This window comes from Chloroflexaceae bacterium (assembly GCA_025057155.1).
Classification (GTDB): Bacteria; Chloroflexota; Chloroflexia; order Chloroflexales; family Chloroflexaceae; genus JACAEO01.
Map to the genome: position 1 here is coordinate 41472 of JANWYD010000023.1, position 21738 is coordinate 63209.

Annotated in this window: 17 protein-coding genes; 11 read left to right on the forward strand and 6 right to left on the reverse strand. The window is 65.7% G+C overall.

Going from position 1 to position 21738, the window contains the following annotated elements:
• The first annotated feature begins 43 nt into the window (after positions 1-43).
• The 4 genes from NZU74_17965 to NZU74_17980 all read left to right on the forward strand — a co-directional run bounded on the left by NZU74_17965 (position 44) and on the right by NZU74_17980 (position 4647).
• Positions 44-1498 (forward strand): DNA photolyase family protein, encoded by a 1455-nt coding sequence (locus tag NZU74_17965; GenBank protein ID MCS6883222.1) that lies wholly within the window; start codon positions 44-46, stop codon positions 1496-1498.
• Between the two features lie 100 nt (positions 1499-1598).
• Positions 1599-2648: a cobalamin-dependent protein gene (locus NZU74_17970; protein MCS6883223.1), complete on the forward strand. Its 1050-nt coding sequence runs from the start codon at positions 1599-1601 to the stop codon at positions 2646-2648.
• Between the two features lie 137 nt (positions 2649-2785).
• On the forward strand, positions 2786-3958 hold the full coding sequence (gene tyrS / locus NZU74_17975) for a tyrosine--tRNA ligase (protein MCS6883224.1): 1173 nt from the start codon (positions 2786-2788) through the stop codon (positions 3956-3958).
• A 206-nt stretch (positions 3959-4164) separates the two neighbouring features.
• The gene (locus NZU74_17980) at positions 4165-4647 is read left to right on the forward strand and encodes a GNAT family N-acetyltransferase (protein ID MCS6883225.1); all 483 of its coding nucleotides are present in this window, start codon (positions 4165-4167) and stop codon (positions 4645-4647) included.
• Positions 4648-4654: 7 nt separating this feature from the next.
• Here NZU74_17980 and NZU74_17985 read toward each other — a convergent pair whose 3' ends face one another.
• On the reverse strand, positions 4655-5242 hold the full coding sequence (locus NZU74_17985) for an STAS/SEC14 domain-containing protein (GenBank protein ID MCS6883226.1): 588 nt from the start codon (positions 5240-5242) through the stop codon (positions 4655-4657).
• Between the two features lie 395 nt (positions 5243-5637).
• Between NZU74_17985 and NZU74_17990 the strand changes: the two genes are divergently transcribed.
• Complete coding sequence (locus NZU74_17990; GenBank protein MCS6883227.1) at positions 5638-6555, forward strand: SDR family oxidoreductase; 918 nt, start codon at positions 5638-5640, stop codon at positions 6553-6555.
• 10 nt (positions 6556-6565) lie between these two features.
• Here NZU74_17990 and NZU74_17995 read toward each other — a convergent pair whose 3' ends face one another.
• Positions 6566-7537 carry a glycosyltransferase gene (locus NZU74_17995; GenBank protein ID MCS6883228.1) on the reverse strand — a complete coding sequence of 324 codons (972 nt, stop codon included), beginning with the start codon at positions 7535-7537 and terminating at the stop codon, positions 6566-6568.
• A gap of 259 nt (positions 7538-7796) precedes the next feature.
• On the opposite strand from NZU74_17995, the gene NZU74_18000 reads away from it, so the two are divergent.
• A complete protein-coding gene (locus NZU74_18000; GenBank protein ID MCS6883229.1) occupies positions 7797-8699 on the forward strand; it encodes an SEC-C domain-containing protein in 903 nt (300 codons plus the stop codon).
• A gap of 343 nt (positions 8700-9042) precedes the next feature.
• Here the strand turns inward: NZU74_18000 and NZU74_18005 are convergent, their stop codons facing one another.
• Positions 9043-11091, reverse strand: coding sequence for a PAS domain-containing protein (locus NZU74_18005; protein ID MCS6883230.1), 2049 nt, complete (start codon positions 11089-11091; stop codon positions 9043-9045).
• Positions 11092-11334: 243 nt separating this feature from the next.
• Between NZU74_18005 and bchH the strand changes: the two genes are divergently transcribed.
• Positions 11335-15189 (forward strand): magnesium chelatase subunit H, encoded by a 3855-nt coding sequence (gene bchH / locus NZU74_18010; GenBank protein MCS6883231.1) that lies wholly within the window; start codon positions 11335-11337, stop codon positions 15187-15189.
• Here bchH and NZU74_18015 read toward each other — a convergent pair.
• Complete coding sequence (locus NZU74_18015; protein MCS6883232.1) at positions 15186-15380, reverse strand: hypothetical protein; 195 nt, start codon at positions 15378-15380, stop codon at positions 15186-15188. The two genes, bchH and NZU74_18015, sit on opposite strands and share 4 nt — an antisense overlap.
• 317 nt (positions 15381-15697) lie before the next feature.
• Between NZU74_18015 and NZU74_18020 the strand changes: the two genes are divergently transcribed.
• Positions 15698-16456: an SDR family oxidoreductase gene (locus NZU74_18020; GenBank protein MCS6883233.1), complete on the forward strand. Its 759-nt coding sequence runs from the start codon at positions 15698-15700 to the stop codon at positions 16454-16456.
• A gap of 7 nt (positions 16457-16463) precedes the next feature.
• Complete coding sequence (locus tag NZU74_18025; GenBank protein MCS6883234.1) at positions 16464-16775, forward strand: MGMT family protein; 312 nt, start codon at positions 16464-16466, stop codon at positions 16773-16775.
• 40 nt (positions 16776-16815) lie between these two features.
• On the opposite strand, the gene NZU74_18030 is transcribed toward NZU74_18025, so the two are convergent.
• Positions 16816-17775 (reverse strand): hypothetical protein, encoded by a 960-nt coding sequence (locus NZU74_18030; GenBank protein ID MCS6883235.1) that lies wholly within the window; start codon positions 17773-17775, stop codon positions 16816-16818.
• A 308-nt stretch (positions 17776-18083) separates the two neighbouring features.
• Between NZU74_18030 and NZU74_18035 the strand changes: the two genes are divergently transcribed.
• Entirely contained in the window at positions 18084-19613 is a 1530-nt protein-coding gene (locus tag NZU74_18035; protein MCS6883236.1) for a DUF512 domain-containing protein, read from the forward strand.
• 75 nt (positions 19614-19688) lie between these two features.
• Here the strand turns inward: NZU74_18035 and NZU74_18040 are convergent, their stop codons facing one another.
• Positions 19689-19829, reverse strand: coding sequence for a hypothetical protein (locus NZU74_18040; GenBank protein ID MCS6883237.1), 141 nt, complete (start codon positions 19827-19829; stop codon positions 19689-19691).
• Between the two features lie 136 nt (positions 19830-19965).
• On the opposite strand from NZU74_18040, the gene NZU74_18045 reads away from it, so the two are divergent.
• Positions 19966-21705 carry a GAF domain-containing protein gene (locus NZU74_18045; protein ID MCS6883238.1) on the forward strand — a complete coding sequence of 580 codons (1740 nt, stop codon included), beginning with the start codon at positions 19966-19968 and terminating at the stop codon, positions 21703-21705.
• Positions 21706-21738 lie beyond the last annotated feature (33 nt).

Below are 21738 nucleotides of genomic sequence, written 5' to 3' on the forward strand. Positions count from 1 at the left end.
AGGGTTGCGCTAACAGGTCGCGGGCGCCGCACGGGAACAGAGTATGCCTCGCATCATCCACTGGTTTCGCCGCGATCTGCGCCTCGGCGACAACGCCGCCCTGACGGCCGCGGCCCGCGCCAGCGGCGGCGCGGTGCTCCCGGTCTTTATCCTCGACGAGGCCATCCTCTTCGGGCGCTTCGCCAGCCCCGGGCGCACCGCCTGGCTGCTCGAGAACCTGCGCACCCTCGACGCCGCGTTGCGCGCCCGGGGCCTGCGCCTCATCGTGCGCCGCGGCGATCCGCTGCGGGAGCTGCTCGCGCTGGCCCGCGAGAGCGGCGCCGCCGGGGTGTACTGGAACCGCGACTACACCCCTTATGCCATCCGGCGCGACACTGCCGTCAAACAGGCCCTCCGAGCGAGCGGCCTGGCCGCGCACAGCTTCAAAGACGCCGTAATCTTCGAGATGGACGAGGTGCAGACGGACGCGGGGACGCCCTACAGCGTCTACACGCCCTACGCGCGCCGCTGGCGCCAGCGCCTGGCGGCCGAGGGCTGCCGCACCTATCCTCCGCCAGACCTGATCCCCGGCGAGCCATGGCCCGCCAGTCTCCCCATTCCCGCCCTGGCGGACCTGGGGCTGCGCTATGACCTGCCGCTGCCTCCCGCGGGCGAAGCGGCGGCCCTGGAACGTCTGGCCGCGTTCGCGGACCTCCGGCGCCAGCCGGGCATCACTTCCTACGCCGAACAACGCAACTATCCGGGCATTGACGGCACCTCCCGCCTGTCGCCGTATCTGCGCCTGGGGGTCCTCGGCATCCGCACCGCCCTGCGCGCGGCGCTCGACCTTGAGGGGGCGGCGGCGCTCACGCCTGCGGCCCGCGACTCGCTCGAAAGCTGGATCGGCGAACTGGCGTGGCGCGATTTCTACGTGCAGGTGCTGTACCACTTTCCGCATGCGCTGCGCGGCGCCTTCAAGCGCGAGTACGACGCCCTGGAGTGGGAGAACGACCCGGCCCTGCTCGCCGCCTGGCAGGAGGGCCGCACCGGCTACCCCATCGTGGACGCGGCCATGCGTCAGTTGCGCCAGGAGGGCTGGATGCACAACCGCGCGCGCATGATCGTCGCCTCCTTTCTCACCAAGGACCTGCTGGTAGACTGGCGCGAGGGCGAGCGCCACTTTATGCGCCTGTTGCTCGACGGCGACCCGGCGGCCAACAACGGGGGCTGGCAGTGGGCCGCGGGCACCGGCACCGATGCCCAGCCCTACTTCCGCATCTTCAACCCGGTCAGCCAGGGGCAGAAGTTCGACCCCGAGGGGGCCTACGTGCGCCGCTACGTGCCCGAACTGGCCGCCGTGCCCGTCAGGTACATTCACACGCCCCACCTGCTGCCCCCCGCGGAGCAGATCCGCGCCGGCGTACGCCTCGGACGCGACTACCCGCTGCCGATTGTTGATCACCAGACGCGCCGGGCCATGGCCTTGAACCTGTATAGAAAGGTGAAAGGCAAAGAGTAAACCTCCCTTCCGCCAGAATTGCAACTCCACGACGCGCGAAGCGCCGATGATCGGCTATACTGTGGCGAGGCGCCAGGCGGCTGAACGGAAAAGGCAAGCTATGAGCAGCGCAGCATCCACCGAGGAACTGCAGCGTGACTATCTCAACGCGCTGCTGGCGGGGAGTGGTCGCGCCGCCGACAGGGTAGTTCAACGCGCCCTCGACGCTGGCTTTACGCCGCAGCGCGTTTACCTCGACCTCTTCCAGCCCACGGCCTACGCCATCGGGCGGCTCTGGCAGCGCAACCGCGTGAGCGTCGCCCAGGAGCACCTGGCCACGGCGATCATCGAGCGGCAGATGGGCGAGCTGCATCCCCTCTTTCGCCCCCGGCAGCAACGCGGGCGCACCGTAGTCATTGGCTGCGTGCCCGACGAGTGGCACCGCGTCGGCGCGCGCATGGTCGCCGATTTCTTTGAAGCCGAGGGCTGGACGGTTCACTACCTCGGGGCTGCCGTACCTGTGCGCGACCTGGTGGCGATGGTCCGCGACAGCCAGGCCGACCTGGTAGGCGTCTCCGCGCAGATGCTCTTCAACCTGCCGCGGGTGCAGGAACTGGTGCGCGCCCTCGACGCCGCCGGTCTGGCCGGGATTCCGGTGATTGCCGGCGGCATGCCCTTCACCGAGCAGCCCGAACTGGCCCCGGCGCTCAACGTGCGCGGCAGCGGCGCCGATGCGGCGGCGGCCCTGCGGGTGGCCGAGGAGGTGCTGACCAGCGCCTCGCCTCCACCCGCGCCTCTGTCGCCCGACACCACGGCGCTTACCCTCGAACGGCTGCGCGAACGCATCGTGGCTGCGGCCACGGCGCGTTGCCTGGCCGATGGCGACAGCGATGAAGATGTCATCCGCGCCGGTTTCCACATCACCACCCGTATGCTCGCCGCAGCTATCGCCGCTGGCACTCCCGCGCCCCTTGACGCTCAGGTGGCCTGGGTCAACGAACGGCAACCCCACGATGGCGTCGCGCCCACGCAGATCCTCGCCCGCCTTTCTCGGTACGCGGCCACCCTGCGCGACCTCCTCCCCGGCCCCGAAGGCGCAACCGCCGGGCGCTACGCCGATTATCTCATCACCCTCCAGCGGCGCGCGCTGATCCCCGTCAGCGGCGCTTAGCGCCCGTGGGTGCAACTCTCCGGGTTGCGCCGCAATACGGTTGCCGAACCATCTGACTCGTGCTACCATACGCCAAAGAAGCGCAAGCAGCCAGCTCGGAAAGCGTGGACCCCGCGTCCACGCTCTCTTCATACCGTATGAACATTGATGAACTGCTGACCCGCGGGGTCGCCGAGGTCATCGTTGAGTCGGAACTGCGTCAGCGCCTCGCCGAAGGCGTGCCCTTGCGCCTCAAGCAGGGCTTTGATCCGACAAAGCCCGACATGCACATCGGCCATGCCGTTGGCTTGCGCAAGCTCCGGCAGTTCCAGGAACTTGGGCATCAGGTGGTGCTCATCATCGGCGACTGGACCGCACAGATCGGTGATCCGTCAGGCCGTGATGAGACCCGCCCGCGTCTCAGCGCCGCCGAGGTGCGCGCTAATGCCGAGACCTACATGGAGCAGTTCTTCCGTGTGGTTGATCGGCAGCGCACCGAGGTGCGCTGGCAGAGCGAGTGGTTCGGGAGCTTCACCCTGGAGCACGCCCTCGACCTGGCCGGGCGCTTCACCCTGGCGCAGATGCTCGCCCACGAGACCTTCCGCCGCCGCTATGAGTCCGGGGCGGGTCTGACCATCCTGGAGTTGATGTACCCGATGCTTCAGGGCTACGACTCGGTGGCGATCCGCGCCGATGTGGAGTTTGGCGGCACTGATCAGAAGTTTAATATTCTGGCCGGGCGCGAGTTGATGGCCCAGCTCGGCATGCGTCCGCAGCAGGTGGTTCTCGTTCCGCTCATCCCCGGCACCGACGGGCGCAAGATGAGCAAGACCTTCCTCAACACGATTGACATTCGCACGCCGCCCGCCGAGATGTACGGCCGGGTCATGTCAATGTCCGATGCGGTGCTCCCTCTGTACTTTGAGGTCTTCACCGATGTGCCGCTAACGGAACTGGCCGAGATGCGCCAGGCCCTGGCGGAAGGCCTGGCCAATCCGCGCGATCTGAAGGCGCGCATCGCGTATGAGATCGTCGCCCAGTTCCATGGCCCCGCCGCGGCCCAGGAGGCCGAGGCGGCCTTCGTCCGGCAGTTCGTGCAGCGCGAAGCACCCGCGGAGATGCCTGAGCACCCGCTGCTCGCCCCGACCCCGCTTGTTGATCTGATGGTCGCCGCCGGGCTGGCAGCCTCGAAGAGCGAGGCGCGACGTCTGATTGACGGTGGCGGCGTCAGGGTGAATGGCGAGCGCATTGAGGGCTATGACCGGGTGCTCCAGCCCGGCGCCAATGCGGTCGTGCAGGTTGGCCGGCGCAAGTTTGTACGCGTGGTGTAATGCTGATCCGGTAGGCTAGAAGAGGAAACCGGGTTTCCTCTTTCCTCCTTACAACCGGTCTCAGGATACGAGGCAACCTGGTTTCCCAGGTGGGCGCGTTCTTGCCGATTGCGTCCACCCGCCAGCAAGAGGCTGGGGAAGTCCGGTTTCCCCCATGTTCGCACCGGTTCTGTGTGGCGCAGCCGCGTGTTAAGAGAGAAATGATCATGAATACGCCCGAGGACGTGCACCTCGCGCCGCTGGACCCGGCCGATATTCCGCACCTGACGCGGTTGATGGCCGCGACCTTCGATGCGGACGTGCCATCCTTTGACGAGGTGAGCCCCGAGTTGCTCCAGTGTTACTATACCGACGACCTGTTCCAGAAGTGGCCGCCTGGCTGCATTGACGCGGAGCGCTTCAGCGTGGCAGTGGGGAATACTCTGGTCGGGGCGGCGGTGATCTGGCACTACCCCGACCGTACCAGCGTGCTGGGGTTGCTGTTCGTTACACCCGAATACCAGGGGTATGGCATCGGCGCCTACGTCTGGCGCTTCCTGGAGGAGCGCTGCGAGGACACTGCCCGCTGGCTCGTCGCGGCCCCGGGGTGGTCGAGCAATACGCAGCGCTTCTACCGCTACACCTGCGGGTTTACCCCGGTGCGCTCCGAGGGCGCGTACATGATCCTGGAGAAAACGATCCGGCGCTAAACCGGCCTCAATCGCCCTTGATCTGCCGGGAAAGGTCGCGGACATTACTGGCCCATCCGTCAAGCATGTTGCTCAACCCGGCAAACAACCCCGGCATCTGGCGCCGTTCCGCCCGCGCATGGGGCATCGTGTACACCGGCGGGCGTCGGGTGTCGGCAGACGGCGCGCTGGCGCGCTGGTCAGCCGGCCGGGCTTCCTCAGAGAGCGGCGGCAGGCCGGGCATGGCCAGGTCAATCACCGGCGGCAGCCCGCGCGACGAACGCAGGTAATCGAGGGCCTCGACCTCGTTGCCAAATAGCCCGATTCCACTGACCAGCTTCACCAGCGGCGCGAAGAGCAACAGGTGGTGCTCGCTCACGACGAAGGCCAGGTGCCCCAGCCGGGGATGGTGCGCGACTTGCTCCATTCGCCGACGCGCCGAGGGGCTGGCCCCGCTGATCCGCCGGCCATCAACCAGCAGATCGGTCGGCTGCGTGCACGTGTCGAACAGCGTCCACAACTCGTTGAAGTAGGCGTTCGCCTGATCCGCGGCCATATGGCCTTCGACGACGACCCAGATGAGGTCCTCGCTATGACGGGTGATCCGGTAGGGCATCAGCACACTCCTCCCCAGCTAATCGCCCCGCCTGCGCGAGACGAATGGGCCTGGACCAGGTGTGCCCATTATACAGACTCATTCTCTATATGTCCATACATATATGCAAGAAACGACAGAGGAAATATGCTATACTGGCGCCGGTGCGCCAGGCCGGGAGCGCTCCGCCCTTTCTGTTGGAACCACGTCCGGGGTGGCGTTCCGAGCGTGACATCCGGCGCCAGGCCGGGAGCGCTCCGCCCTTTCTGTTGGAACCCTGCCCGGATGCATCCCCTGGTCCTGCGAAGGACGCCATAAACGAAAATCCAACATCCGACATCCACCATCCCCCGGTAGCAGGCTATTGGCTATCGACTATCGGCTATCGGCTACTGTTTTCATCAGAGGAGGCCGTCATGATCTTCATCGTCGGCGGAACAGGAACCCTGGGGCAAACGCTGGTGCGCATGCTGCGCGAGCAGGGGCGTCCGGTGCGGGTGCTGGTGCGGCCCGGCTCGGTCGCCAAGGCCGAGCCGCTGCGCGCCCTCGGCGCCGAGCTGATCGGCGGCGACATCCGTGACCCCGGCAGCCTGGAGATCGGCTGCCGCGGCGCGACCCATGTGATCTGCGCCACCAGCGCCGGCGCCGACCGGCGCGATGAGTCGCGCCGGATGGCCGAATATCAGGGGCCGATCAATCTGCTGCGGGCCGCCGAACGCGCCGGGACGGTGCGGCAGTTTCTTTTTACCAGCACGCTCTTTCCACGCAACCCTGTCGGCTATAAGTTTGTCTGGGCCAAGCTGATGGCTGAAGAGGAGATCCAGCGCAGCGGCGTTCCCTATACCATCTTTCGCCCCTGCGGGCTGTTCTATGAGATCGTGCAGCGCGGCGAGCCAATCGTGAAGCGTTTCGGCTTCTTCCCCGTAATCGGCGCGCCCGGCAAGCGCACCCAGATGCTGGCGATGGTGGACGTGGCCCGCGCCTTCGTGAACGCGCTGGATAACCCTGAGGCGATCAACCGCATCTTTGAACTCGGCGGCCCGGAACATGCCACCTTTGAGGACATCGTCGCCACCTGGTCGCGGGTGTGGGGGCGCCCTATTCGCGTGATCCACGTGCCCGTCTGGATGATTAAAACCCTTGGCTTCGTCCTCAAGCCCTTCAATCCCTCGGCGCCGGGGATCATGGAGCTCCTCGAGTTCAGCTACGATGAGATGAGTTGCGATATGCGCGAGACCAGCCGCATCCTGCGTCTGGGCCAGATGCAGACCCTTGAGGAGTATTGCCGCGAGTACTACGCCAGCCAGGGCCGGGCCGTTCCTGTCTCCGCCTGAGACGCTGATTTCACCTCCCACGGGCGCGCCGCCGCTGCGCCAATCCCGCTGGATAGCCCGCCATCTTCGCCAGGTCGCCGACCAGACGAATGACGGGCACGAGCGCCAGCGCCGCGGCCCGTTCCCGCAGCGGCCTTCCGGCCAGATGCGGCCAGAGCCGGCGATAGGGTCCGCGCGTATAGGCTGCCGCCCCCAGGCCGATGAGCGTGGTCACGGGGAGGCGGGCCGCGGGCCAGCGCGCCGCGGCCGCCAGGAGCGCCAGCAATGCCGCGTAGGCGCTATAGCGCGTCACGTGGCGACGCGCCCACAGCCCGCCTACCCCGTCGCCGCGCGCGTAGAGGTAGTACTGCCGCGCAAAGGCCCGCAGTGAGGAACGGGGCCGGAAATGCACGACTGCCGCGGGCGCAAATGCGCGCCGAAAGCCGCGCCGTTCCGCCTCCAGGTCGAAGTAGAGATCCTCGCTATGGCTCAGCCATTCCGGGAAGCCGCCAATCGCCTCCCACACCTCCCGCCGAAACGCCATGCAGTTGCCGAAGGGCAAAAAGCGCGCCGGATCGATCTCCTCCAGGGTGCGATAGTTGGTCCACGCTAGCGCCAGTTCGAACAGCGAGCGCGGGTCCGGCGCGTAGAAGCCCCCCGTCAGGTCGGCCTCGCCTGCCTCGATTGGCGCGACCAGGGCCGCGAGCCAGTCACGATCCAGGGTCAGCCCGGCGTCGGTACAGGCGATGATTCTGCCTCGCGCGGCGCGAATGGCATGGTTGCGCCCCGAGGGGATGTTATGCCCGCCCGCCACCAGCCGGATGCGCGGCTCGCGGGCAGCGTAGGCTTGCACGATCGCCGGCGTCGCGTCCCGGCTCAGACAGTCGTTCACCACGATTTCATCGGGCAGGCGCGTCTGCGCCAGCATAGACTCGAGCAGCGCGCCAACGCTCTCGGCTTCATCGCGCACCGTGCAGATCAGCGAGAGATGAACTGGAGTCATTTCGGATTTTGGATTGGTGTATATGGGCGCTAATGAGAACCGCGGACAAGGAGTGAGCGTCATTTCGGGCTTCTGCTTCAGGCGGGGGCGCGGGGAGGCGTGGTTTCCCCTCCCTCCTCCGCCCGGGCGCAGCGCGCCAGACGCTCTCCCCGCGCCGGCAGGGAGACGGAATGGCCGCATCTGGTACGAGCGACATGGTACAATCTTCGCCGTCGCGCCGTGATTCGGTTCATCTCCATTCTCCATCAGTGAGGTTCGTATGGCGAAGCCCGCGGAGAAGCAGCGCAAGCCCGGCCGCAACGACCCCTGCCCCTGCGGAAGTGGCCGAAAGTATAAGGACTGCCATCTCCCCCTCGAACAGGCCGCCCGCTCCGAGCAACTGCTGTTGCGCGAGGCTCAGGACACCCTGCTGCCAAAGATCATCGAGGCCGCCCGGAGCGTTCCTGAGTCCTTTCCCGCCGCATTCGCGCGCTTCTGGCAGGGCAAGTATGCTGTGGAACAGATGCCCGAGCTGGACCAGTTGGAGGATCGCGGCGCGGAACGCTTCCTCACGTGGTTCGCCTTCGACGCGCGCGACGAAGATGGGCAAACCCTGGTGGAGCGTCTGGCCGGGCAGGAAGATTTTACCTCCAATCCGTATGAGCGGCGGTTGCTGGATGCGTGGCGCGCGGTGCGGCTGGGCGCCTATGTGGTGGAGGAGGTGAAGAAGGGCCAGGGTCTGACCCTGCGCGACCTGCTCACCGGCGAGCGGCGCGCTCTCGCCGACTACCATGCCTCAAAGCGCCTGGCGACGGGGGAGGTGATCGTCGGCCACCTCGTGCCGGCGGATACCGCCCCGGGGGCGGCCGCGCCCACGTACTATCTCGCCGGGGCCGCCGCCCAGCTTACCGAGGACACCGCCGCGAAATTGCTCGAATTCGCTGAACTGCACCTCGCCGATCTGCGCCGCGCCAACCCCCAGGCCACCTGGGCCGATCTGCTCGCCGAGCGCAGCGAGGCGCTCAATCACTTCGTGATGGCCCTGCCCACCGAAGAACGCGACCCGACGATCCTGGATCGGCTGATCAGCGATGGGCGCATCGCCCTGCAACTCACCGCCGAGAGCGTCGCCGCCCTCCTTGGTCGCCCCGTCGCCGAAGCTTCCGATGAGGAGCGGCGCTGAATCGGGAAACCTGGTTTCCCCGTCCCCCTCTACCCGCCAGGCGTGCTGGTCCTCACCCTCCCCCCGCCCCCCCTCCCTCTCCACCTGCAGTGGAGAGGGAGGGGGGGCCTTCTCAGGTGGAGGGTTTTCCGGCGCATCCTTGCGTCGCATGCGCCATCCGGGGCATTGGAACGCCCAACTCCCCCCTCTCCCGCGCGCGGGACAGGGGGGCGGGGGGGTGAGGGTCGTAAGCGCGCCGGAATGCCGAAAACCCTTTCTCGCTCCAAAAACCCTACCCCTGAGAGGAGGGGGCGCCGGGCACGGCGAGGCGGGGGAGGGTGAGCACCATGGCCCGCTCCACGCACTACCCTCCCGCCTGCGCGAAAGCAAAGGCAATCCCGTCCTGGAGTGTGCCGCGGGTCAGAATGCCCCCCAGATCCACACCCAGTTGCACCAGGGTCTGCGCGACTTCGGGACGTATCCCCGTAAGCACCACCCGCGCGCCGAGCAGATGCACCGCACGCGCCGCCTGGATCAGCGTGTTCGCCACCTGGGTGTCTACTATGTGTACACCAGTTATGTCAATCAGCGCGATGTCGGCGCGATGCCTGGCGACGCCCTCAAGCAAGGTCTCAATCAGTTGAAGCGCTCGCTCCGTATCCACTGAACCGATGATCGGCAACAGCACCACGCGCTTTGAGAGCGGCAGCAGCGGTGTGGACAACTCGCGCAGCGCCTGCTGCTGGGCCTCGATGATCTGCTCCTGGAGGACCAGTCGCTCCTGCTCGGCCCGTCGGCGCTCGGTCAGATCGTCGCAGATTACCAGCAGGTAGGTCGGCTTGCCCCGCTCGTCGTAGAGCGGGATCTTGGTCGTCCGCACGATGCGCCGGCCAAGATGCGGGCTGTCCACCGGTTCTTCGGGGATCACCTCGGTGACCCCGCGGGCAAGCACTTCGCGATCCTTGGCCCGGAAGGCGTCGGCCTGCTCGCGCGGGAAGAAGTCGTAGTCAGTCTTCCCGATCACCTCCTCGGCGCGCAAGCCGAAGAGCAGTTCGCTGGCCGCGTTCCAGAGGACGAAGCGGCCGTCCGCTGCCGCCTTCAACAACACTGCTACCGGCAGATGCGCGAACAGCGTCTGGAGCAATTGCTGGCTTTCCCGCAGCGCCTCTTCGGTGCGCTTCAGATCGGTAATGTCCTCGTAGGTGCCAAGAATGCCGATAACCCTGCCACGACCATCGCGCAGCGGGATCTTGTTCGTGCTGGCCCACGCCACCCGGCCGTCAGCCTGGGTCTGGGTTTCGATGATGTGCAGCGCCGCCTCGCCCGACTCCATCACCTGCCGGTCGAAGGCGCGGTATGAGTCGGACTCCTCTCTTGTCCAGGGCAGATCGTAGTCGCTCTTGCCCACGATCTCATCGGGCGAGGACAGTCCGGCGAAGCGGGCGAAGGTCTTGTTGCAGCCCTGGTAGATCGAGTTGCGGTCCTTCCAGAACACCGCCGCCGGCAGGCTGTCAATGATCAACTGAAGCCGCTCGCGGGCCTGGCGCAGTTCCTCTTCGACCCGGACCCGGTCAGTGATATCGGTTGAGAACCCGCTGATGGCGAAGACGTTGCCATGCTCGTCGTACATTGGCGCACGAATGGAAAGAAAGGTGTGTATGCCATCGGGCATCGGGGCCGTTTCTTCCTGGACCACGACCTGGCCCGTCCGCGCGACTTCCTGCTCGGCGGCGCGCCACCGGGCGACATACGCTTCGGGAAAGAACTCGCTGTCGGCATGCCCGATCAACTCGTCCGTTGCCCGGCCGGCTATCTGGGCCGCGTACCGGTTGATCAAGAGGAACCGCCCTTCGAGGTCCTTAATGTAGATCGCTGCTGGCGAGGTTTCGAGCACATGATGCAGAAACCGCTCGCTACGTTCCAGGGCGGCGGTGCGTTCGGCCACCCGCTGCTCCAGTTCGGCATTCAGCCGTCGCAACTCCTGTTCTACCTGTTTGCGCGCCGTAATATTGTCGAACATCACGGCCAGTTCATCGTTCGGCAAGGGAACCGCGCGCACCGCGAAGGCGCTGGTGATCACCCGCTCGTCGCCATAGGTCACCTCGAACGCGAGAGGTTGTCCGCTGCGCACAACTCCGGCGTAGGCCTGCGGCACGCCCTGTTCGCGCAGTCCAGGGAAGTTCTCGTCGAGGGTCTTGCCGACAATATTCGCCGGACTCACGCCGGTCAGCTCCTCGACAATCGGGTTCGCCGCCACCATGCGCAACGTCCGGTCATCCTCAGGATCTTCCAGCCTGTAGACATGGATCCCCACGCCAAGCTGTTCGAAAATCGCCCGGTAGCGCGCCAGTTCGGCCCGTAATGCAGCGTTTTCCTTGCTGAGCGCCTCAGGGGTGGTGAAAATAGCGGACATATGCCACCGCTTTCTCTTGCCCGTCCCGATGCAACCGGCGCGTCTGATTGCAGACCGCGCATCAGTCGCATCGCAGCACGGGCGGTCCGGCATCGCGTTAAACCAATTCTAGCTCGCGCCTGTAACCACAGACCACACGCAATCGAATAACGTATTGCACAGCCTTTTTTTCGTAATTGCAAAACTTGAATAATTCCCGACTTGAAGGATAATAAGAGCAGCCGAACGATGAGGAGGACAGCAATGGCGCGCCCAATCGAGTTTGTGCTGATCCTTGGTATGCAACGTTACAGCCACGACCTGTTCCGCCAGGCCGAGGCCCAGGTACGTGCCGAGGCGCCGGAGTTCAAGGTGCACGTGTTCGAGGATAGCGACGTGCAACGCCGCCCGCAGGAGGTGGAAGCCGCGCTTGCACGCTGCGCCTGCCTGATCACCTCGATCATCACCCTCCATGAGACCGCCGAGTGGCTCGTGCCGACCGTCGAACGTCTCGACCCGCCGGTGGTGTTCTGCTTCGAGGGCGTCCCCGAGGTGATGCGGCTGACTAAAGTGGGCAACTACTCTATGCGCGGCAAGGGCGGCGGTATGCCCAAACCGGTGCAGAACGTGGCCCGCCTTCTGGTCGGCAATCGCGAGGAAGACGCCTACTATGGTTATGTCAAGCTCCAGAAGATCACCTCGAAGCTGGTCAATTTCCTGCCTGGGAGACGGCTTACCGACTTCCGCAACTGGACCAACGTCACCACCTACTGGAACAACCGCGATGTCGCCAATACGGCGAACATGTTCAAGTTGATCCTGCGCGAGTACTGCGGTCTCTCCAAGCTCCACGTGGCCCCTCCGGTGGAACTGCCGGGCATGGGCTTCGCCCATCCCGATGCACCGCGCTACTTCGGCAAGCCCGAGGAGTATCTGCGCTGGGAGAAGGAGCGCGCTCGCGCCCGCGCCAGGAGCACAGGCGCTTCGGCGAAGCCCCTGGGTACGGCGGCGGTGCTCTCCTTCCGCGCTCATATCCTCGGCGGCACCCGCTACCACGCCGACCTGGTGCGCGCGCTTGAGGCCGCCGGTCTGCGCGTGCTGCCGATCTTCGTGCAGGGCATCGAGAGCCACATTGTCGTTCGCGAGTGGCTCTCCAGGCTCAATGTGGACGTGTTGATCAACACCATGGGCTTCCCGCTGGTGGGCGGGCCGGCCGGATCGTCGAAGGCCGGCCTGACTGTCGCCGTAGCCCGCGAACTGCTCAGCAAGCTCGACGTCCCCTATATCGTGGCTTCGCCCCTCTTCGTGCAGGATGAGGACCACTGGCGCGAACACGGCGTCGGCCCCCTCCAGTCCGCTATCCTCTACTCCCTGCCTGAGATGGACGGCGCCGTGGCGCCCGTGGTCCTTGGCGGCATGCGCGGCAATGAGATCGGCACCGTGCCCGACCGCCTTGAACGGCTGGCCACCCTGGCCCGCGGGTTCGTGCGTCTGCGCCATACGCCCAACCGCGAGAAGAAACTGGCCCTGGTGGTCTATAACTATCCGCCCGGTCAGGGTAACACTGCCACTGCGGCATTGCTCGATGTGCCCGCCACGCTGATTGCCCTCCTCGACCGTCTCAAGGCCGCCGGCTATCGTGTCGGCGAATACCCGCGCGACCCGGCGCAACTGGCCCGCTGCCTGGAGGCCTCCATCCGCGCTGACGTGCCTGAATTGCCCCCCGGTCACCCCCCGGTGTCGCGCCCCACCGTCGGTCGCGAGCATTTTCACGCCTGGCTGCGCCCGAAGGATCAGGAACGCATCAACGCCCGCTGGGGGCCCTTCCCCGGCGATATCGCCCCCGCCGGGCGAGACGCCGTGCGCCTCGGCGGCATGACCCTGGGCAATATCTACATCGGCGTCCAGCCGATGATCGGCATGCCCGGCGACCCCATGCGCCTGCTCTTCGACCGGGAGAATACGCCGCACCACCAGTACGCGCTGTTTTACAAATATCTGACGGAGCAGTTCGGCGCCCATGCAATCGTCCACGTGGGCATGCACGGCACCGCCGAGTGGATGCCCGGCGTGCAACTCGGCGTCACCGAGCGCTGCTGGCCCGATGTGCTCCTGGGCGCCGTGCCCAACTTCTACGTCTATCCGATCAACAACCCGGCCGAAGCCAACATCGCCAAGCGCCGCGGGTTCTCAGTGATCGTCGGGCACGCCATTCCGCCCTACGGCCGCGCCGGGCTGTACAAAGAGCTGCAAGCCCTCAAGGACGTTCTCGAGGAGTACCGCGAACGCCCGAATGCGGATCTCGAAGCGGCCATCGCGCAGAAGATCGAACTCCTCAACCTTGACGCCGACCTGGCGCGCTACCAGGACGAGCCGTTCGCCGACTTCGCCTCGCGGGTCTACGCCTACCTGCGCGATCTGGAGACCACGCTGATCACTGATCGGCTCCACGTCCTCGGCAGCGCCCCGCCCGCCGAGGATCAATTGACCCTGGTGGTCGAGGCGCTCAAGATCTCCCGCGATGGCAACCCCGGCCTGGGCGACCTGGTGATGAGCGCAGTGACCGGGCGCGCCGCCGGCGAAGGGCAGGCCCAGGACGGCTACGCCGCCCTCCTCGCCCGGGCGCGCCGGGGCGATCTCGCTGCGTTGGAGCTGCGCGACCGCGTCGAGACAGTCTGCAACGAGTTTGTGCGGCGGGCCGTCTTCGACGGCGAAGCCCCGGAACGGGCCTGGCAGGCCGTTCTGGGCATCAGCGAGGCCGGCGCCGCGGCCTGGAACATCTTCCTTCTGCCCCTCACCGAGCTGGGACGGGCCATGCTCGCCGCCCTGCGCGATAACACCCAGGAGCTGGACTTCCTGCTCCGCGGCCTCGAGGGGCGCTACATCCCCGCCGCCCCCGGCGGCGACCTGATCCGCGACGGTCTGGCCGTCCTGCCCACCGGGCGCAACATCCATAGCCTTGACCCCTTCCGCGTGCCCTCCGACAGCGCCTACCAGCGCGGCGTGCGCATCGCCGAGGCGCTTATCGCCGCCCATCGCGCCGAACACAACGGCGAATACCCCGAAACCATCGCCCAGGTCCTCTGGGGCCTCGATTCGATCAAGACCAAGGGCGAGGCCATCGGTATCGTCCTCGGCCTGATCGGCGCCCGCCCGGTCAAGGACGGCCAGGGCAAGGTGGGGCGCTACGCCCTCATACCCCTCCAGGAACTGGGCCGCCCGCGCATTGACGTGCTCATGACCGCCTCGGGCATCTTCCGCGACACCTTCGCCGGCACGATCGATCTGCTCGACCGGCTGGTCTGCGACGCCGCCCGCGCCGAAGAACCGGAGGATATGAACTTCATCCGCAAGCATGTGCAGGCCATGCTCGCCGAGGGCAAGAGCTGGGAGGCGGCAACGGCCCGGATCTTCACCCAGGCCGAGGGCACCTATGGCACCGATGTGGACGAGGCCATCGAGGGCAGCGCCTGGGAGGACCGCCGCGAGCTGGAGGAACTGTTCATCAAGCGCAACGCCTACGCCTTTGGCGGACAGAAAGGCGGCGCGGCTCAGCCTGAAGTGTTGCGCTCCCTCCTCAAAACAGTGGACCGCGTGGCCCAGGAGATCGACTCGGTCGAATACGGTTTGACCGATATGCAGCACTACTACGGCTACTCCGGTGCCCTCAAGGCCGCCGCCGAACGCGCCACCGGCAAGGCGGTGCCCCTCAGTTATGTCGAAAGCTTCACCGCCGAGACGCGCGTGCAGAACCTGGAACAGGTGCTGCGGGTCGAGTACCGCACCCGTCTGCTCAACCCCAGGTGGTATGAAGGCATGCTCAAGCACGGCCACAACGGCGCCGCCGAGATCTCCCACCGGTTCACCTACATGCTCGGCTGGAGCGCCACCACCGGGGCGGTGGACAACTGGGTCTATGACCAGGCTGCGGCCACTTTCATCCTCGACGATGCCATGCGCCAGCGTCTGGAGGCCGCCAACCCTGAGGCTGCCCGCAACGCCGTCGGGCGGCTGCTCGAGGCCCACAGTCGCGGCATCTGGCAGACTGATGAGGAGACCCTCGAGCGCCTGCGCGCGCTCCACGCCGACCTCGAGGATCGCCTGGAAGGGGTGCGCTAACGTATCTTCCGCCGGCGCCGGCGCACGTGCCACCGCCACACGGTGTGGCGGTGTGACTGGCGCGGTGGCGAGGGCGCTGGCGGCGGGGCCTCGGCAGTCGGGTCTTCCGCCGGTTCGAGTGCGGCGGCGTCCGTCGCGTCCGCCTGCTCATCCTCTTTCCGGCTCCCGTGCCGTTCTTGCTCCTCAGGCATACCCGTTCCCTCGCGCGCTCGCTCCAACGCCATGTTCGATTGTACAAACGCGCGGGGGATCGGGCCTGTTGCGTCGTTGACAAAAGTGTTATCTACTACATTGCCATATCAAACCCTTGTTTTGAAAACCATCTTTTGCTTAAAGAAGCATGGAGCAAAGCGGCTTTCTTCGTTCCTCTCAGCCGGCGCCGGAGCAGCGTGCGCTCCCACGACTCACTCCTGGAAGCGGATGTTGCGCAGGCTTTGCTTTAAAACTCTTCCAATCCCGTTGATTTTCGCGCCTTTGTGGCATACTTATTGATCAGGAGGTTTTCTATATGTGGCCGGAGTTTAGAGGAAAAGTCGCCCTGGTTACCGGGGCCGCGTCGGGCATCGGGCGCGCCTCGGCCCTCGCCTTCGCTCGGGCTGGCGCGAAGGTGGTGGTGGCCGATGTTCAGATCGAGGCGGGAGAGGAGACAGCCGCGCTCGCCCGCGCTGAAAACACCGATGCGATCTTCGTGCGCGCCGACGTCTCCCGGCGCCCCGATGTCGAGGCGATGATTGGCACGGCTCTGGAGATGTATGGCCGACTCGATATTGCCCACAATAATGCCGGCATTTCCGGCCCCCAGGCCCTGCTGGCCGACTATCCCGAAGAAGCCTGGGATCGGGTCATTGGCATCAATCTCAAGGGCGTCTGGCTGTGTATGAAGTACGAATTGCAGCAGATGCTCCGGCAGGGCGGCGGGGTGATCGTCAACACCTCTTCAACCGCCGGGCTGGCCGGTTCCCGCGGCGTGTCGGCCTACGTAGCGAGCAAGCACGGCATTGTTGGGCTCACGAAGGCCGCCGCTCTCGAATACGCGCGCAACAACATCCGCATCAACGCGGTGTTGCCGGGCACGATCCACACCCACTTGATTGATGAGTTTACCGGAGGCGATGAGCGCCTCCTCCAGCAGTTCGCTGAAAGCGAGCCGGTGGGTCGCCTCGGCACTCCCGAGGAAGTGGCCTCGGCGGTCCTCTGGCTATGCTCCGATGGCGCCTCGTTCGTCACCGGCGCGACCCTCGCCGTGGACGGTGGACGCCTGGCCTGAACCATCAATGACAAGTTACGCGGCAATCTATGCGGTGGTCCGGCAGATCCCCTATGGACGGGTGTGCAGCTATGGACGGGTGGCAGTCCTGGCGGGGTATCCCGGTCATGCCCGGCTGGTGGGTTATGCCCTCCACGCCCTGCGCACCTCCGGCGGCGATGAAACGCCGTGGTGGCGCGTCGTCAACCGTAACGGCTTCATCAGCAACGCCTATGAGCCAGCCATGCAACGGGCGCGCCTGGAAGCCGAAGGCGTCCAGGTAGACGAGAGTGACCACGTTGATCTGGAGCGATACTTGTGGGATGGCGCCGGCCAGTAAGAAGGCGGCGGCTGTTGCGCCTTCTGTGAATGGGCTGTATTTACCGCAGCTCTCCTCGCTCGATCAGGTGCTCAAGGAGCGCCACGGCGGTTCGCGGGTCGGCGCCTGCCCGCAGGAGATAGGCCCGCTCGCTGATCAGCCCGGCGAGCGGCCCGATCACCGAGGGGTCAGGCTCCAGCGCGCGCGCCAGGCGATCTAACCCCTCATCGCGGGCCAGCCCCTGCAAGTGGCTGGCCTGCCCCGTAACCGCTTCAACCAGGCAGAGGACGGCCCGCACAGCGTGGGTCGCCAGCCGATCCGCGCCGAGCGAGGCCGCGTCCAGTTCGATCAGCGTTGGTTCCGCGCTCACAGCCCGCCATGGCAGATCGGGGAAGTGCCGGGCGGCCTCAAGCGGCAGGCGCACGATTCCCGGATGCCCCCAGAGCGCCGGCGCATGTCCCGCGCTCAGAAAGACCACCCCGGCGGCCAGCAGCGCGGCGCCGGCGCCTGCACAGCCGACGGCGAGCGTTGCGCTGAGCGACGCTTCATTCCCGATGAAGAGGATGCCGCGCCCGCGCCAGACGACCGCCCCGGCCCGCAGGGGCGATCGTCCGCGGGCGCCGGCCAGGGCAAGGGTCAGGCGCTCGAGCACCTCGTGGCGCAGCCAGGCTTCATCAGCCGCTACCTCCGGGGCGATGAACGCCAGCGCGTGCCCGCCGGCCGGTAGCGCGCTAAGCAGGCGCCCCCTCCCCGCGGCGATCAGTGCGCCCGCGTGGCTGCGCGTCACCAGCGTTCCGCCCGGCGCCAGTTCGTCGGGAGCAAAAGCCTGCACGATGACTTCTACCTGCCCGGGCGGCCCCGTCTCGACCAGGTTCGCCGGCAGGCTGCGCCAGAGTCCGAAGGCCCGCTCAGTGGCGGCGATGACCTCTGCGCTGTTGCTGCGAAACTCAAACGGCACGCCGAGCACCGGGGCCGCAAAATGTTCCGGTAGCGCCCCGCTCGTTTTTGCCGGGTCGCTCATTGGCGTAGTCTTTGCCTCTGGTGTTTCTTCGCGCAATCCGGTTCATCCAAAATGGTAAAACTCTGTGAGCCTCTCGGAACGGGTATGTTTTCGGGAGCGTTGCCCTGCCCCTCCCTCGCAGGACTTATGTTCACCTCATGGCATAAGCCTTCGTGAGCGCTTCCACCTTTCGTGAATAATTGTACACCTCGCATTCATCAGCCCGACAGGCTGACGATGGTATAATATAGCCTCGAACCGGTACAGGAAATGCCCTGTTACCGTCAACCTCTATCATCCAGAGGCCGATCTGCCAGGCGCCAGCAACCGTGGAATACCAACCCGATGTTAAACGGATCACCGGCGCAGGCGGCGTGATCATCGCCGTCGCTCCCGGCAGCATCGCTGCCGAGGTCGGGCTGAAGCCCGGCGATGTGCTCGTTGCCGTGGGCGGGCAGCGGCTGCGCGATGTGATTGACTATCGCTTCGCCATTGCGGAAGAGCGCCTGGAACTGCTTGTGCATTCGGGCGATGCGGAACGGGTCATCGAAGTTGAAAAGCACCCCGACGAGGATCTTGGCATCGAGTTCAGCGAGCCGCTGTTCGACCGGTTACGCACCTGTAACAACAAGTGTCCCTTCTGCTTCCTGACCCAGATGCCCAAAGGCTTCCGCAGGACGCTCTACCTGAAGGACGATGATTACCGGCTTTCGTTCCTGTATGGCAATTTTGTCACCTTCACCAATCTGAGCGAGGCCGACTGGCAGCGGATTGAACAGCAGCGCCTCTCACCACTGCACATCAGTGTGCATGCCACCGACCCCTTCTGGCGCGCGGTGATGCTCGGCAAGCGGGACGCGCCCGATGTCCGCGCGCAGATCCGGCGCCTGGGGTCCATAGGAATCGAGGTGCATACCCAGATTGTGGCCTGCCCTGGCGTCAATGACGGCGAGGTGCTGCGGCAGAGCATCGCCGACCTGATCGCGCTCCACCCTACGGTGCAGTCCGTCGCGGTCGTTCCGGTCGGTCTGACGAAATACCGCTTTGACGGCAAACGCCCGAACAGTCTCAAGGCCGCCATTCAGGTCCATGAAAGCCCGGAGTGGATTGACGCCAACTGGGAGCGCCAGCCGCTGTGGGAACAGACCGCCGGCCAGCCTATGGCGGCGCCAGACGGCGGCCCACCGTTCCATGACCCCGCTCTGGGTTTCTGCTCGCGGCTGGCAGCGGCCAGTGACATGCCTCTGCGCTGTTATACCCCCGACGAGGCCGCCGCCGTCATTGATCTGGTTGAGTCGTTCGGTGCCCGCTGCCGCGAAGAACTGGGGATGACCTTCGTCTATCCAGGCGACGAGTTTTATCTGCTGGCCGGTCGCTCCGTGCCTCCCGCCGATCATTACGATGGGATGCCGCAGTATTCCAACGGCGTTGGCATGGTGCGCGACTTCCTCGACCTCTGGGCAAGGGCCCGTCGCCGTCTGCCCGCCCGCCTGCCCCGTCCCGCCAGCCTGGCGATCGTCTGCGGCACGCTCGTCGCCGGGTTAATGAACCACGTCTCTGCGCGGCTCAACCGGATCGAGGGTTTGACGGCACGGATCGTGCCCGTGACCAATGCCTTTTTTGGCCCGACGGTGACCGTAAGCGGCCTGCTTACCGCCGAAGACGTCGTGCCGGCCCTGCGGGAGAGCGGCTGCGCCCGCGCCCTGCTGCCGCGGGTGATGTTCGATTATCGTGGTGAACGCACCATTGACGATTGGAGCCCGGAACGGATCGCCGAGGCCGCCGGCATGCCGGTCGCTCTCGCCACCGATCCTGAGGAACTGGTGCGTTATGTTCGCGCCCTGGCGCATAGCGCATAACGTGGTGGACGGGGACTTCCGCAATTACCGAGAAACGTCTTCTCCATCACAGGCGGTTAAACTGGAGCTCTCGTTCTACCATTCGTCGTTCCAGACGAAAACCAGGCTACAACCCACGGCCCGCGCTACTGGCGGCGCTTCTTCCCCCGACTGTGCGCCGCCGTCACGCTCCTTGTAACTTAGCCCGTGGCCGCCGTTCGCAGCGACCGCGGCCATACCTTATCGTCTGCGACGATGATCTGCCAGCAGTGTTGCTGCCAGCCCCGGGGCGCCTGGTTTGTTGTCGTGCTGTCTGTCACCCGTTGCTGTGAGCCTCGTGGTGACGCCGCCACGAGGCCCGTGGAGGTCCAGCATGCTCCTGCGTGAGACACGCTTCCAGCGCTTCGTTCAGGCAATGCAGCGCGCTGATCAACTGGCAATTGCCAGCGTCCTGGAGGATCTGTATGGTCAGATGCTCGAACTGATGGTTCTCGCGACCGAGGCCGAAGCCGGCGTGCTCTCACTCTATGACGAGCACACCCAGACTCTCACGATCCAGGCAGTCACCGGGCTTCCAGGGGCGCAGCGTCTCCTTGCCGCGCGCGGCGCGGCGAGCCAGGGCCTGGCGGGGGCTGTCCTGCGCCAGGGAAAGGCGCTGTTCGTCGCCGACGCAACCCGGCGCGACACGCTCAGAGACTGGATATGCAATGCGGCAGCTTCCCTGCCGCTGCGCACGATCCATTGCCAGCCGCTCATGAGCCAGGGGCGGCCCCTTGGCTGTATTCATGTGTTTAATCTGCCCGACACCCTCAGCGAAGAGAGTGAAGAACTGGCCCTGATCAACCTGCTGGGATCACGCCTGGTGAACGAGATCGAGAAACAGCGCATCCTGGCTCAGGCCCAACGCCGCGAACGCCGCCAGCAGGCTCTGCTGGAGATCGTTTCACATCTGACCACCACCCTTGATCGTGACGAACTGCTCAACCGGATCATGAGCCGCGCCTGCGAGTTACTGGACGTTGAGGCCACGTCAATCTGGCTGCGCGACCCGAACCGGGACGACCTGGTTCTGCATATTGCCGCCGGGACCACCCGAGAGCGCATAGTGGCCCAACGGGTGCCCGCGGGACAGGGGATCATCGGCCATGTGGTGGCGACCGGGGAGACGGTGGCGGTCAATGATGTGAGTCGCGATCCGCGCTTCTACCGGCAAGTTGACGCCAGTAGCGGCTTCGTTACGCGCTCGATTCTCTGCGTGCCGCTCAAAGCGCCGCGCATTCAACTCGGCGACGCCCGCGGGATCGTTGAGGAGCGCATCATCGGCGGGGCTCAGGCGCTGAACCCTCGCGATGGGATGGGCTTCGCCCTGGAAGATATCGCGCTCTTTGAAACTCTCGCCAGCCAGGCGGCCACGGTCATTCGTCTGGCTGAGTTGTATACCGAGGTGTCGGCCCTCTCCACCCGGATCATTGATGCCATTACCGGGGCAATCGATCTGAAAGATCCCTACACGCGCGGTCATAGCCAGCGGGTAAGCGATTTCTCGGTGGCGATTGCCCAGGAACTTGGCCTGAGTCCCGATGAGGTGTATCGGGTGCGGATTGCCAGCAAGCTGCACGATGTAGGCAAGATCCGCGTGCCCGACCGCATCCTTAAGAAGCGTCGCCGGCTCAGTGACTCTGAGTTCGCGGAGATGCGCCAGCATCCGGTGTACGGGCTGGAATTTCTGCGCGAAAATGGCCTGCTCGAACTGGAGGTGCTGCGAGATAGCTGGACGGCCCTCTCCCAGCATCACGAGCGCCTGGATGGGCGTGGGTATCCGAATGGTCTGAGCGGCGACCAGATCTCACTGGTGGGCCGCATCGTCGCCGTGGCCGATGTGTTCGACGCCATTACCAGTCACCGCCCCTACCAGCCGGCCCGCTCCGCCGAAGAGGCAATCGCCATTTTACGCGGTCTGGCCGGCGTTGAGTTCGATGGGGAATGTGTGGAGGCGCTGGTGCGCGCCCGCGCCAGAGGTCTGATCCACACGCAGGAGGAGCGCGGCGAGCGCCAGCCGCCATCAAAACGACGACGCGCCACTCGCTGCGGCAGCGCCGCGATGGCTGGTTAAGCGGCGCAGGGCTCCTCACCCTCCCCCGCCTCG

Bases quoted from the DNA above. Each gene is read 5' to 3' on its own strand.
- NZU74_17980 (MCS6883225.1), top strand. From the start codon at position 4,165: ATGAATACGCCCGAGGACGTGCACCTCGCGCCGCTGGACCCGGCCGAT.
- NZU74_17965 (MCS6883222.1), top strand. From the start codon at position 44: ATGCCTCGCATCATCCACTGGTTTCGCCGCGATCTGCGCCTCGGCGAC.
- NZU74_17990 (MCS6883227.1), top strand. From the start codon at position 5,638: ATGATCTTCATCGTCGGCGGAACAGGAACCCTGGGGCAAACGCTGGTG.
- NZU74_18020 (MCS6883233.1), top strand. From the start codon at position 15,698: ATGTGGCCGGAGTTTAGAGGAAAAGTCGCCCTGGTTACCGGGGCCGCG.
- tyrS (MCS6883224.1), top strand. From the start codon at position 2,786: ATGAACATTGATGAACTGCTGACCCGCGGGGTCGCCGAGGTCATCGTT.
- NZU74_18015 (MCS6883232.1), bottom strand. From the start codon at position 15,380: ATGCCTGAGGAGCAAGAACGGCACGGGAGCCGGAAAGAGGATGAGCAG.
- NZU74_18000 (MCS6883229.1), top strand. From the start codon at position 7,797: ATGGCGAAGCCCGCGGAGAAGCAGCGCAAGCCCGGCCGCAACGACCCC.
- NZU74_17985 (MCS6883226.1), bottom strand. From the start codon at position 5,242: ATGCCCTACCGGATCACCCGTCATAGCGAGGACCTCATCTGGGTCGTC.
- bchH (MCS6883231.1), top strand. From the start codon at position 11,335: ATGGCGCGCCCAATCGAGTTTGTGCTGATCCTTGGTATGCAACGTTAC.
- NZU74_18030 (MCS6883235.1), bottom strand. From the start codon at position 17,775: ATGAGCGACCCGGCAAAAACGAGCGGGGCGCTACCGGAACATTTTGCG.
- NZU74_17970 (MCS6883223.1), top strand. From the start codon at position 1,599: ATGAGCAGCGCAGCATCCACCGAGGAACTGCAGCGTGACTATCTCAAC.
- NZU74_18005 (MCS6883230.1), bottom strand. From the start codon at position 11,091: ATGTCCGCTATTTTCACCACCCCTGAGGCGCTCAGCAAGGAAAACGCT.
- NZU74_17995 (MCS6883228.1), bottom strand. From the start codon at position 7,537: ATGACTCCAGTTCATCTCTCGCTGATCTGCACGGTGCGCGATGAAGCC.
- NZU74_18040 (MCS6883237.1), bottom strand. From the start codon at position 19,829: ATGGCCGCGGTCGCTGCGAACGGCGGCCACGGGCTAAGTTACAAGGAG.
- NZU74_18045 (MCS6883238.1), top strand. From the start codon at position 19,966: ATGCTCCTGCGTGAGACACGCTTCCAGCGCTTCGTTCAGGCAATGCAG.
- NZU74_18025 (MCS6883234.1), top strand. From the start codon at position 16,464: ATGACAAGTTACGCGGCAATCTATGCGGTGGTCCGGCAGATCCCCTAT.